A 12,831-nucleotide genomic window follows, 5' to 3' on the forward strand; every position below is an offset into this window, starting at 1 on the left:
TGCCGAGGGGGCTCGCTCGTGTCAGTCAACAGCCTGGATGACGATCGATACGAGGCGATCATCAAGGCGGCCCGGATGCAACCAGCGGATGAGGTCGAGGAGTACCTCAAACTGGTGATCGGCGACGAAGGAGTCGTCCGGGCGTTCATCGAGCGTTTCGACGCCGAGAAGGCCGCCACCATCGAACTGCGGGATCCCTCGGGGATCGGTCGCGAGGACCGAACGCCGTGGTACGGCGGCCCGCGCAAGCACGACCGCTTCTGGCCGCCCCTTCGGCAGTCGCTGGAGGACGGCCTGGGTGAGGAGGCGACGGGGCGCATCGACGCAGCGTCCAGCAAGGTCGTCGCGATGCTCGACGACCCGAACAGCGCCGCATTCAAGTCCAAGGGTCTGGTCGTGGGGCACGTCCAGTCGGGGAAGACTTCGAACTTCACTGCCGTGATCGCCAAGGCGGCCGACGCCGGGTACAAGGTCTTCATCGTTCTCTCCGGCGTTCACAACGCACTCCGACGCCAGACCCAACTGCGGCTCGTCAAGGACCTAGTTGAACCGAACCAAGGGGTGTGGCACCAGATCACCACACCCGACCACGACTTCGTGCCCCCTCCGAACGCGTCATCATTCCTTGCTGGCAAGGAGCAGCGCGTTCTGCTGGTCGTCAAGAAGAACTCTGTCGTGCTGCGCAAACTCCATCGCTGGCTGAGGAGCGCCGACGCCTACCTCGGCGTACCCACGCTGATCATCGACGACGAGGCCGACCAGGCCACGGTCGCAACCAAGACGATCAACCCCTTGATCGCGAAGCTGATCGATGTGCTGCCCAAGGTCTGCTACGTCGGGTACACAGCCACGCCCTTCGCCAACCTACTGATCGATCCCGGCGACGAGCGCGACTTCTACCCAAGGGACTTCATCCTGAGCCTCAGCCGAGACGCCCAGTACCAAGGACCGGAGACCCTCTTCGGCAGGGAACCGATCGACGGGGAGGACCCGAGCGAGGTTCCCGCGGGTCTCGACATGATCCGGCAGGTACCCGTGGACGAGCTCGGCGATCTGCGTCCCGCATCACGATCAGGAGTCGCAGGCTTCGTGCCCGTCGTCACGCCGTCGCTCCGCGAGGCCATCTTGTGGTTCTGGCTGGCCACCGCGGCGCGGCGCGTCAGGGACGACGGTGAGCGCCACTCGTCGATGCTCATCCACGCCGACTCCAATACGCACGTCCACGACTCCTATGACCCTCCCGTGCGCCGGCTCAGGAACACGGTTCTCGCCGAGCTCCGGGCGGGGGACGCGACGCTCGAGGGCGAGTTGCAGAGCCTCTGGGAGCGAGAGATCGCGAGAGTGCCGGCAGCCGACCTGGGCGAGCGCCCTGTCGGGTTCGCTGAGATCCGGAGCGTTCTGGAGGACGTCGTCGCCAGTACGCGGGTCATCCGGGACCACTACCGCTCGCAGGACCGCCTCGACTACGACCAGGGCCCGGTGACGGTGATCGCCATCGGCGGCAACACCCTCTCCCGGGGGCTGACCTTGGAAGGTCTCGTCGTCAGCTTCTTCGTCCGCAGCGCCAACGTCTACGACACCCTGCTCCAGATGGGCCGGTGGTTCGGCTATCGCCGCAACTACCGTGACCTGCCCCGGGTGTGGATGCCGGACGAGACCAAGGAGTGGTACACACACCTGTCGACGGTCGAGGCGGAGATACGACGCGAGATCGACCGGTACCTGGTGGAGCACCGGACACCGCTCGACTTGGCCGTCCGCATCAGGTGCCACCCGAAGATGCGCGTGACCGCGCCATCCAAGATGACATCGTCGGTCCGCGCCGCAGCGGCATACGGCGGCCAGCTCGTCGAGTCGCGGTACTTCCCCACGGACCCCTCCGAGGAGACACGGAGGTGGCATCGCGACAACGCCCGGGCAGTCGGCGTCCTCCTGGAAGCTGTGGACGCCCATGGCGCAGGACGGCCCGTCGGCGGCGGCAAGTACCTCTGGGAGCGCGTTCCCATGGACCTCGTCACGCAGTTCATCAGCGCCTACCACTTCCACGAACGGTCCCCCGAGGCTGACCGAGGGCTCCTCCTCGAGTACATCTCCAGGCGCTCCACGGCCGGCGGGCTCGCTCGTTGGGACGTCGCGGTCATGGGCGTTGACCCGTCGAATGCACCCAGCGCCGTGACCGTGGTCGGTCATCACACGATCGGATGCGTCAGGCGCGCTCGGATCTCGGGCAACCAGGACGCACCCGTCGCCGATATCAAGACCCTGAGTGGGTCCCGCGATGAGGGCATCGACCTTCAGGTCTCCACCGACGACACAAGCCGGGCGAAACTGGCGCGCCTGCGAACCTGGCAGCGACCAGAGACAGGCCTGGTGATGCTGTACCCGATCGACCCCGTCTCTGACACCGGCCGTGGACGCCCGACCCTCGCCGCGCCCGTTGATGTCGTGTGGGGAGCCGCCATCGTCTTCCCCGAGCCGGCCGCCGGCGACGTGACCGTCGACTATGCCTACGTCGCCGCTGATCTGGCGCACGCCTTCCCGGCAGCAGTCGACGAAGCCGACGAGGACGACACCGAGCTTGCAGCACACCTGGCCTCTGACCTGGACGCCGAGTCGAGCGATGACTGAAGCGACCGGCGCACCCGCATCTCAGGTCCGCGCCAAGCTGACTTCCGCTTGGACGACCCTTCACGACCGACAGGCCGGAGGGAACCGACGGCTGGACGCCATCCAGCTGGACCCGCTGCACGTGAGTGGACGCCCTCTCCTGGCGGCGCTCGACTCCGACGGACGACACCACCTCCTGGTGCCCCTGCCGACAAGGGCCGTCGAACTCGAGGACTCGCGGAGCGCCGGCGTACAGCTCACCCCGCGGACGCTGGAGCGAGCCGGGGGACTCCAGCGCTATGCGGACCTGGTCTGCCTCCGCCCCGACCTCATCGGAGTCTTCTCCGGCCTCGCAGCCGACGTGGCCGCCGCAGTCATCGGCTCCCCCGAGCCGAGCACCGTCGTGGCGAGGAAGCTCAACGCGTGGCGCGAACTCCTCGAGACACCCCCACTCACGTGGTCTTCGGGCCGGGTCGCCGGGCTGTTCGCCGAACTACTGGTCCTGCGATCCCTCCTCGAACTGGACCCGTCGGCGACCACCTCCTGGTCAGGACCATTCGGCGAAGCTCAGGACTTCCGCCTTGGAAGCGAGGCACTGGAGATCAAGGCAACACTCTCGCCGGAGACGCGGATGATCTCCGTCCACGGCTGGGACCAGCTCGAGCCCCCGTCTGGCGGACACCTCACACTCGGGTGGTTCCGCCTTCGAGCGCATCCCGACGGGGACACTGTGTCCGAACTCGTCGGCGACTGCCTACAGCGAGCGAACGCGGCAGGTGACGTCCGCACCAGGCTCGACCGCCTAGCGATCCCCGATCTCGACGCGGAGCCTCTGGCGGTACGTATCAAGGTCGTCGAAGAGCGCTGGTACACCGTAGGGCCGGACTTCCCCACAGTGGTGCCAGCGCGGTTCGCGAACGGGCACGTACCCACGGGGGTGGTGTCGCTGGACTACCGCGTCGACCTCGATGGCCTGCGACCGTCACGTGACGACCGCGCAGCCATCCTGCGACGATTCGTGGAGCGGACGTGAGAACCCAGCCGGGTTGGTGGTCCCAACCCTTCCGCCCGGACGGCGGCATCGCCGCCGAGGGGCTCCGGAACCAGCTCGGTCGGCCTTCGCTCTCGGTACTCACTGTCCTCGTCAGGGAGGCCGCTCAGAACTCCTGGGACGCCCGCCTCCCGACCGGCGACCTGCAACTTGAAATCGACCTAGGGGACCTCGATCGGACCCCGGCAGCGGCGTGGCGAACGATGCTCGGTCCCGGTGCGCCCGAGCTGCCGGCCGAGGAAACACGGCTTCGGACGCTGACGGACTACCTCAACCAGGACAGCCTCACCTACCTCGCGATCAGCGACCGGAACGCCACCGGTCTCGGCGGGCCAGTACGGTCTGACGAGCCGGCCCCGCCCGGCGGGCGAGGCTGGCTGTCGTTCGTCCTCAACAGCGGCGAGCGACGCGACGTCGAGGGCGGGGGCGGCACCTATGGCTTCGGGAAGGGCGCCTTCTTCCTCGCCAGCCGAGTCGGCGTGATCCTCATCCATACACGGTTCCGAGACGAGACCGGACTACGAGTTCGGCTCATAGGCTCGGCATTGCTGCATCAGCGGGACGAGACCGAACCACCGCTGACGGGCCGGCACTGGTGGGGTCAGGTGCGCACGGACCACTGCACGCCGCTCGAGGACGACCAGGCCGAGGCCACCGCCAGGGCCCTCGGCCTTCCCGCGTTCTCAGGCGCTGACACCGGCACGACGGTCGTGGTGCTCGATCCCGAACTCGGCACGCCCGGTGCCGACGAGGACCGACAGATGGAGCGGGCCGAGGCAGGACGCTTCCTCGCCGACGCCGCGGCACTCAACCTCTGGCCAATCACCTTGCACGGACGCACCCAACGGATGGCGATCACCGTGACCGTCGATGGAGCACCCGTCGACGTGCCCGACGAAACGAACAACGAGGTGATTCGGGCTTTCGCCCGCGCATACCGCAAGTCCCGCGGTGACGGGGGCTCTCGCGTCACCTGCGGCAACCCGAAGGCTGACCTGGGCTACATCGCGCACGAGGCCGTCGTCCACACCGAGTCCTCCGGGCCCGCCGCCGCCGAACTCGGCCTGCCGACTGACGCCGCTCCCCACCACGCCGCTCTCCTGAGATCACCAGACCTGGTCGTGCGATACCTACCCGGCCCGCCTCGACCGGACCCCGCGTTTGGCTACGCCGCCGTCTTCCGCGCCGACGACTCCATGGATCACGTGTTCTCTGCCGCCGAGCCGCCGACACATGACGACTGGGTGCCCGACCAGCTCGATGGCTGGGATCGCTCATTCGTCCGGGTGGCTCGGCGTCGGATCACCGAGTACTGCAGCGACGTGGCAGGCATCGTCCGGACCGCGCGCTCCCACTCGACCGGTTCCGTCGGGCAGTTGTCCCGCCAGCTCGGATTCCTGATGGACGCCGTCACCCAAGATGGTGGCGCTGTGGATCCGTTCCCCGATCGTGGCGGATCTCCCGGAGGAGACGATGGGTCACGGCCTTCCGGCGGCGGAGCCGCGACGGGCAGACGGAGCGCTCGCATCCGCGCAACCGGAGAACCCGAATTCCGGGTGCATGAAGGCGAGGTCCTGTTGACGCAGGTCGTGGACGTCGCTGAGGCGACCCTCGCGCAGGCTACGGTGCGAGTTGTCACCGCTGAGGGCGCTGAGCAACGGAGCCCTGCGGCGGCGGCCCGGCCAGAAGTCCTCGGCTGGGTCGTTCCTGACGGAACCTTCGCCCCTGGCGCGCGCGTGGAGCTGCCCGAAGGCTCGAGCACCCTGCTCATCCGCCCAGTCGAGGACGCCGCGATCGAGTTCACCGTGAGCAGCGTCTGATGCGCGCTCTCCCGTACCGCACTCCCGCATTCGAGAGCGTCCTCGCCAGCCCCTGGGTGGTCGACGGTGTCCCGCTCGGCGAACGGCTCGACCAGGGATGGGACTACCAGACTCAGCTCGCGGCACGACGACGTCTGACCATCGACGTCGCACGCGTGCGGCGAGAGGCGGGCCTGACCATGGCAGACGAAATGGTCGTCAGTAGCCGATACCGGGCCACCGGTTCGTTGATCCGACACCGAGGGAACATGGAGAGCCTTGCCGCCGGCTCTCCCGCGATCGCGGATGTCGAGACGGAGGTCCGGATCGACGGCGCCGACCTCGCGGGCGCGCTCGAGTTGGAGACGACGGTCACCCTCGGCTCCGTCACGCCACGGCAGCAGACTTTCGTCGCGCGCCGACCTGGCAGCATCCTGTGGCGGCGGAGCGACCTGTTCGCAGTCGAAGGCGGCGGGGGCCTCCTGCCAGTTGCGCGGACTTCCTTCGCAGGCAGCGCGCTCCCCAAGGGCGCATGGTTCATCTCCGCAGGCACAGGGGAATGGGACGCACCGGCCATGGGCCACCTCCTCGTGTTGCTGAACGAGGACAACCCGGGCGTCCTGGCGGCACTCGAGCGCACCCTCGCCGGGGAGTTCACAAGTGCCGTGTGGCAAGCCCTCGCTCTCGACATCGTCCACACGGTGTTGTCGCTCGCGGCCGACGACCCCGACTTCGCGACGACCGACGGCGAGACCGATGATGAGATCTCGAAGGCGGCACTTGCGACGCGCTTCATCCGTACCTGGTATGCGCATCCGGGCGAGGAAGCCGCCGATGCACTAGGACGGCTGCGCTACGACGCCCAGAACGAACCGGCCCGATTGCGGGCCGTCCTCCAGGAACGACTGCACTTCCTCGGGAGGGATCTCGGTTGACCAGGCTGTACCCGCGCCTCCTGCCGAGCGAGGTCGACAAGGCGTTCGCCCTTCTTGCTGGTCTGTCGCCGCACGCAATCGAGCTGCTCGGCCTTCAGGAGAGCGGATACGTCTTTGCGGCCGCCGGCGGCGACCGTGTCAGCCCCGACGAACTCGCCGCACTGCGTTCCGAACTGACGGCGTGTGCCCGCGAATTCGGCTACCCCGACACCAACCGAATCGACGACCTGATCGCGTTCGACAGGACGCTCGCCCGCTGGCTCCACCGACAACTTGACATCGTGCCAGGCGAGGCATCGTCCAAGGCGGTGTGGGGATACCTCGGACTCGTCGTAGCACCCCACGTCGCAGCATGGCGCTTCCCTAGTCGAGAGCCCGGCTACACCAGAGAACGGTTCGATGGGTCCGACCTGACACGCAACACCTTCTCGCGCCTCTGGTGGCGCGCTGCCGTCCTAGTGGACGAGGACCAGCCCGATCCCTACCGTCTGGTCGACCTACTCGGCGAAGAGGCGATCGATCAGTTGATGGCGCGACGCCGTTCGCTCGCGGCGTCGCCCGGTCTCGCGCGCGCCATCGTGCGAGAGGCCAGCCGACGGGAAAACGACCTTGATCGATCGCTGCTTCGTGACGCGCTCCAGAGGTTGCTGCGGCTCTCGGCATTCATGGACTTCGAGGTGATGGACGACTTCGAACTGAGCAGGACTGTAGGCGAGGAGTTCGACGCCTCACACCAAGCGCTTCGCGGTGCGTGAGCCTCCTTGCCGCATCGAGGTGGTCTCCGCCTAGGGCTTCATCAACCGGGAACCGAAGCAGGCGAGCAGGTTGTCCCGACACGCCCGGCGGGTCTCACCTCACCGGTGCGATGCACAATGGCAGACATCACGAAGTTCGCCAGCCCGGCCACCCGTGGGTGGTCGCCGTCAATCCTGAAACGCGAGAGTCGCGGTGATCGCCTCGACAACTTGGCTCACGACTCCGCTCGCCATGTCACTATCAATCCGCATGCTGACCAACGGTCGGCCTGCCGAGACGGGGTCACCCGACCTCACATGGAGCCCGACCCCGACTGGGTCGCTGAACTCGATCCCGGAGGGCGGACGAACGGCACCCTGCGCGCGAACAAGCACATCGCGGATCGTAGACAGGCTGTACATCACCTTGACATTCGTTGCCGCAGGAATGGTCCTGCGGGGCGCTCGCAGCAGACCCCAATGGTCGCGAACGAGGCGAAGCACCGCGTCCGGTCTAGACAGAGCGGCAGAATCGAAGCCCCCGATCGCCTGGCTCAGCCGCCGCTCAAACGCCTCGAGGGGTGAGCCGCCAGCCCGCATGACGTACGCCACCCAGATCCAGACTGTCGCCTTCACCGCCGCTTGCGACCCCCGACGCCATCTCGCCTGCGTCGGCCTCGACCTGCCCCACAACCGCACCACTGGCAATGCCACCGGCCGAGGCCAACCTCGACTCAAGGGGCGACTCAGGGTCCCGCTCGCTCGGCTCGTCATCGCTGGGATAGGTGCGCGGAGACTTCGGGGCCTGATCCGCGCCAGCCTCGAACGGTGGAGCCAGCAAGACTTCGATCACCGCGGGTCGACTCGAGAGGCCAGCGAACCAGGCCGTTGGGTCGGCGAGCAGCGCAGCGTACTCATCCGGCAGTCGCATCTCGTCACGGGCGGCCAGGAACTGGGCCGCCAGGTGGAGCCGCTTGACCGCCGACACGGTGGGTATGACGTACCGACACGGGGAGAGCTCACGATCGAGGTGGTCGATCCCACTGACGTGGTCCACATCGAAGTGCAAGATGAAGGCCACGTCAGGGCGGCCGAGATGGCCCGAGGAACCGTTCCTGCGGCGCTTCAATTCACGGACGTCACGCTCGATCAGGTGATGGCCGCTCAACGTGCCGCAGTCGTACACGTACGAAACGCCCGCCGCCGCAGATCTTTCGAACGGTGGCTCCATTGCGGCGACAGATCCGGAGTGGAAGAAGACCTGACCGACCGCCACTGCTCTTGCGAAACGACCAGCACGTCATCGTCCCCCTTACCTCGGCGCAACGCGTCCTCATGTCGGTAAGCTCCGGTTGCGACTCGACGCCCGACGCGCGCCGCGACGTAGTCGGCCTTGGCCGGGCCCGACGGACTCACCTCGCCGCGGGGTGCATTCGACGAGTCGTCGGGGCTTCCGGTACAACGCCACGGTCTCCTGAGCGGGCCCGCTAGGTGCCCCGACACCCCAGTCGTCTCGCATCGAGGCAGGCAAGTCGCGTCCTCGGCCACGACAGTCGCTCCACATCCACGTCCAGCCACCGCGCGCGCACGCATACCGTCTGCATACCGGAACGTCAGAAGCCCTCTCTCCCACCGGGGAGAAAGGGCCTCTGACCTGCACTTCACTTGTAGCGGGGGCAGGATTTGAACCTGCGACCTCTGGGTTATGAGCCCAGCGAGCTACCGAGCTGCTCCACCCCGCGTCGCTCGGACTACTTTACGGGACGCCACCCGAGGGACCAAATCGCCCCCGCTGCGGGCACGCCCAGGGCCCCTCGGAGGGCCTATCGCAGATCGTCGCGAGCCCGCCCGCCGCCCCTCGGCGGGCTCGGGACAGACCGCCGCCGGCCCGCCCCGAGCCCGACCTCCGACGCCCTTCACCCCTCCCGGAACGCCACCCCGCACCCGCCCCGCGGGTAGTGCCACGTCACCGCGCCAGCCGGCGCAACCGCCAGGCACGTCCCGCACTCCAGGCAGGCCGCGTACTCGACGCCGACGGAGCCGTCGTCCTCGAGCCGGTAGACGTGCGCGGAGCAGATCGCGACGAGCGTGGGCCCGCAGCCGGTGCGGCGCACCACGTCCTGGTCGACCTCGATGTGCGACTCGGCCTCGTCGAGCTCGTAGTGGTTGCCCGCGAGGCGTTCGGGGACGGTTCCCAACCTGACCATCACAGTCCTCTCATCCCGCCGACGGCGAGGCCGGCCAGTGTCCGCAGGGTCAGCGGCGAGTCCTTGAGCGCGGCGCGCGCGGTGGGCACCAGGTGCTTGCGCGCCGTGGTGTCCAGGTCGAAGACGCCGTGCATGACGTCGGCCACCAGCTCGCCGACCTGCCCGTACATCTGCGGGTGCTCGAGGAACGCGGGGGCCTTGGCGTAGGTCGCCATGTCGGCGCCGACGAACGAGGCCGCCAGCTCGGTGCGGTACCGGCCCAGCCCCTCAGCCGAGACGTCCTCGGCCGTGAGCGCGGCGTCGACGGCCCGTGCGGCGGCGAGCGCCGACCCGGCCGCCAGGTCCATGCCGCGGATCGTCATGCCGGTGTTGAGCGTGAACCCGCCCGCGTCGCCGACCAGCACGAGTCCCGGCCGCACCAGCTCCTGGCGCACCATCGCCGGCCCGTCCTCGATGGTGAGGTGCGCGCCGTACTCCAGCAGCTCTCCCCCGTCGATGAGCCGGGCCATCGCCGGGTGCGCGAGGAACTGGTCGTGCACGTCGGACGAGGACAGCCCGCGGGCCACCAGGTCGTCCAGGCGCATGACGACACCGATGGAGACCGACTCGGTGTTCGTGTAGCAGAACCCGCCGCCGGCCACGCCCGCCGTCGCCGCGCCGACGACGGCGTACGCCACGCCCTCGTCGCCGGTGACACCGAACCTGTCCTCGATGACCTGGCGCGGCAGCCCGATGACGGACTTCACCCCGAGCGCCAGGTGCTTGGTCGGTTCGGCGGCGCGCATGCCGATCGAGCGGGCGAGGAACGAGTTGACGCCGTCGGCCGCGATCACCACCTTGGCCCGCAGCTCGTCGTCCCCGGCCTTGACGCCGACCACCCGGTCGCCGTCGAGCAGCAGGGAGTCGACCCGCACCCCGGGCATGACGAAGACCCCGGCCTCCTCGCAGCGCTCCGCCAGCCACGGGTCGAGCTTGGCGCGCAGCACGGAGACCGCGTTGACCGGATCGGCCAGCCGGGTGTCCCAGTAGTCGATGTTCACCGCGGAGGTCGCGTTGAGGAACGACACGACGTTGCGCGTGATCCGCCGCTCCACCGGTGCCTGCGTCACGAACCCCGGGAACACCTGCTCCATCACCCGGCAGTAGAACACCCCGCCGGACAGGTTCTTCGAGCCGGGCGTCACCCCCCGGTCGACCAGCACCACCGACCGGCCTGCGGCCGCCAGCTGGTAGGCCGCCACGCACCCGGCGACACCCGCGCCCACCACCACCACGTCGAAGACGTCGTCCTCGTCCACTGACCCTCCTTCGGGACACCGGTGACGGCCGGACCGGTCTGCACCGGTCCGGCCGTCACCTCGTTCGGTACGAGCCGAGGGCTCAGGCGCTCTGCCCGGCCTTGATGAGCTCGGCCGCGTGGTCGGCGGCCAGCCAGCCGGAGGTGAGCGCGAACCCGGCCGACGCCCCGTTGACCGTCATGCAGTACGACTCGCCGTACAGGCCACCGGCCTCGCAGCCGACCGCGTACAGGCCGACGATCGGCTCGCCCTTGGCGTCGATGACGCGCATGTACTCGTCGATGTCGATGCCGCCGGTGGTCACGAGGATCCCGGCCTCCATCTTGAGGGCGTAGAACGGGCCCTCGGCGACCGGCCGCAGGTGCTCCTGCTTGACGAACTTGGTGTCCTTGCCGGTGGCGCAGGCCTGGTTGTACTCCTCGATGTCGCCGACGAACCCGACCGGGTCCACCCCGATCGCGGCGGCGAGCTCCTCGAGCGTCTCGCCCTTGAACGCGGTGAGCCCAGCGGCCACATCGGCCTCCAGCTCAGCAGGCAGGGTGTCGAGCTTCTGACCGGCGACGATGTAGATCCCCATGCCGATCTCGCAGCGCTCCTCGACCAGGTGGCGCACGGTGGCCTGGTCGATGATCGTCCAGGTGTAGCCCGCGGGCTGCTGGGCGATGGTCTGGCCGGCGTGCCCGAAGTTGAGCGCGACGATCTCGTTGCAGAACCGGCGGCCGTCCGCGTCGGCCCAGTAGTACGGCTGCAGACCGGCGCAGTTGGTGTGCGAGATGATCGTCTTGCCGCGCATGAGCGGGCCGAGCAGCGCGGTGCCGATCTTGTGGAACGGGTGCCCGCCGACGGCCTCGGCCATGAGCAGGCCGTCACCGGTGGCGCAGTCGCTGCCGAACGGGAAGATCTTCTCGGGGTGGCTGTACGAGGTGTACTTGGCCAGCAGCTCGGCGTTCGAGCCGAACCCGCCGCCGGCCAGGGTCACGGCGCCCGCGCCGATGCGCACCTGCTCGCCGTCCTTGTCGGTGGCCACGACGCCGATGACCGCACCCGAGTCCGATGTGATGAGCGAGGTCGCGCGGGTCTCCAGGAACACCTCGACCCCGAGCCGCTGGATCGAGCCCTTGAGCACCGCGAGCAGCCCCGACATCTCCCCCTCGGGGATGTGCCAGGTCGGCAGGCCCTCGTCGGACTCCATGACGAGGACGTCGTGGTAGACGACGCCCTCCTCGATCATCTTGAGCACCGTCTGGTCGGCGTTCTCGACGTACCGGGCCACGAGCGCGGGCTTGGCGTTCCAGTGCGAGTAGTCCAGCAGGGCGCGGTAGGCCTGGTCCTTGGTGACCGTGATGCCGCGCTTGTCCTGCTCGACGGACTCGAAGGCCGCGTGGCCCTCGGCGAAGGCGGTGTTGCCGCCCAGCTCGGGCTTCTTCTCCAGCACCGCGACGGTCAGCCCGTCCTTGGCGGCCTGGACCGCACAGGACAGACCGGAGCCGCCGCCGCCGACGACCACCATGTCGTAGGAGACGTCGAACTGTTCAGCCATGAGTGCATTCCTCTCGATGTGTTGCGTGGGTGCAGCCTGGGGCCGGGCCTGGTGGGCCCGAAGGTGTTGACCAGCGCGGATGCGGTCCGACCGCACCGGGGGTCGGTGGGGGTGCCTCTCGGTTGCGGGGCTGGGCGTCAGGGCGCGAGCGCGTCGATGAGCGCGGGGACCACCTCGTACAGGTCCCCGACGACGCCGTAGTCCGCCCGGCGGAAGACGGGCGCCTGCGGGTCGGAGTTGACCGCGACGACGACCTTCGCCCCGCGGATGCCCTCGAGGTGCTGCGGGGCGCCGGAGATGCCCAGCGCCAGGTACAGCCGGGGGCTGATCTGCTGCCCGGAGCGGCCGACGTAGTGGTCCTTGGGCACCCAGCCCAGGTCGTCGGCGACCGGCATCGAGCAGCCGACCTGGGCGCCGAGCGCCTGCGCGAGCTGCTCGACCATCGCCAGGTCGTCCCGGGCGCGCAGACCCCGCCCGACGGAGACCACGCGCGCGGCACCGGCCAGCCCCCCGGTGTGCTCCACCGGGGCGAGGCCCACCAGCCGGACGCCGCCGTCCTGGTCCACGCTCACCGCGCTCACCTCGACCGGGGCCGACGGCGCGGGCTCGTCGAGGCCCGTCGCGAGCAGCGCCACGACCGGTTCCGTCGTGCGGACCGAC

At 68.8% G+C, this 12,831-nt stretch carries 10 protein-coding genes and 1 tRNA gene; 5 read left to right on the forward strand and 6 right to left on the reverse strand.

The features are described from left to right. Nucleotides 1-18: 18 nt before the first annotated feature. The 5 genes from F2B26_RS03330 to F2B26_RS03350 are packed head-to-tail and all read left to right on the forward strand — an operon-like array spanning nucleotide 19 to nucleotide 7,147. Nucleotides 19-2,628: a Z1 domain-containing protein gene (locus F2B26_RS03330; protein WP_159806417.1), complete on the forward strand. Its 2,610-nt coding sequence runs from the start codon at nucleotides 19-21 to the stop codon at nucleotides 2,626-2,628. Then, the gene (locus F2B26_RS03335) at nucleotides 2,621-3,640 is read left to right on the forward strand and encodes a PD-(D/E)XK motif protein (RefSeq protein ID WP_159806419.1); all 1,020 of its coding nucleotides are present in this window, start codon (nucleotides 2,621-2,623) and stop codon (nucleotides 3,638-3,640) included. The genes F2B26_RS03330 and F2B26_RS03335 overlap by 8 nt, the downstream gene beginning before the upstream one ends. Next, the gene (locus tag F2B26_RS03340) at nucleotides 3,637-5,478 is read left to right on the forward strand and encodes a hypothetical protein (RefSeq protein ID WP_159806421.1); all 1,842 of its coding nucleotides are present in this window, start codon (nucleotides 3,637-3,639) and stop codon (nucleotides 5,476-5,478) included. The genes F2B26_RS03335 and F2B26_RS03340 overlap by 4 nt, the downstream gene beginning before the upstream one ends. Beyond that, nucleotides 5,478-6,392, forward strand: a complete 915-nt coding sequence (locus F2B26_RS03345) for a hypothetical protein (RefSeq protein WP_159806423.1) — start codon at nucleotides 5,478-5,480, stop codon at nucleotides 6,390-6,392. Before F2B26_RS03340 ends, F2B26_RS03345 begins: the two co-directional genes overlap by 1 nt. Beyond that, the gene (locus F2B26_RS03350) at nucleotides 6,389-7,147 is read left to right on the forward strand and encodes a DUF6339 family protein (RefSeq protein WP_159806425.1); all 759 of its coding nucleotides are present in this window, start codon (nucleotides 6,389-6,391) and stop codon (nucleotides 7,145-7,147) included. Before F2B26_RS03345 ends, F2B26_RS03350 begins: the two co-directional genes overlap by 4 nt. A gap of 544 nt (nucleotides 7,148-7,691) precedes the next feature. On the opposite strand, the gene F2B26_RS03355 is transcribed toward F2B26_RS03350, so the two are convergent. The 6 genes from F2B26_RS03355 to F2B26_RS03380 form a co-directional block, all read right to left on the reverse strand. Then, nucleotides 7,692-8,402 (reverse strand): hypothetical protein, encoded by a 711-nt coding sequence (locus F2B26_RS03355; protein ID WP_159806427.1) that lies wholly within the window; start codon nucleotides 8,400-8,402, stop codon nucleotides 7,692-7,694. A 392-nt stretch (nucleotides 8,403-8,794) separates the two neighbouring features. Continuing rightward, nucleotides 8,795-8,868: transfer RNA gene (locus F2B26_RS03360), tRNA-Met, on the reverse strand. A gap of 174 nt (nucleotides 8,869-9,042) precedes the next feature. Further along, nucleotides 9,043-9,333 (reverse strand): ferredoxin family protein, encoded by a 291-nt coding sequence (locus F2B26_RS03365; RefSeq protein ID WP_159806429.1) that lies wholly within the window; start codon nucleotides 9,331-9,333, stop codon nucleotides 9,043-9,045. Next, complete coding sequence (locus tag F2B26_RS03370) at nucleotides 9,333-10,631, reverse strand: FAD-dependent oxidoreductase (RefSeq protein ID WP_159806431.1); 1,299 nt, start codon at nucleotides 10,629-10,631, stop codon at nucleotides 9,333-9,335. The genes F2B26_RS03365 and F2B26_RS03370 overlap by 1 nt, the downstream gene beginning before the upstream one ends. An 82-nt stretch (nucleotides 10,632-10,713) precedes the next feature. Next, complete coding sequence (locus F2B26_RS03375; protein ID WP_159806433.1) at nucleotides 10,714-12,171, reverse strand: FAD-dependent oxidoreductase; 1,458 nt, start codon at nucleotides 12,169-12,171, stop codon at nucleotides 10,714-10,716. Nucleotides 12,172-12,308: 137 nt separating this feature from the next. Further along, nucleotides 12,309-12,831, reverse strand: a 523-nt coding sequence (locus F2B26_RS03380) for an electron transfer flavoprotein subunit alpha/FixB family protein (protein WP_201292590.1), incomplete at its 5' end; no start/stop codon positions are given.

The organism is Cellulomonas citrea (assembly GCF_009829685.1).
Taxonomy (GTDB): domain Bacteria; phylum Actinomycetota; class Actinomycetes; order Actinomycetales; family Cellulomonadaceae; genus Cellulomonas; species Cellulomonas citrea.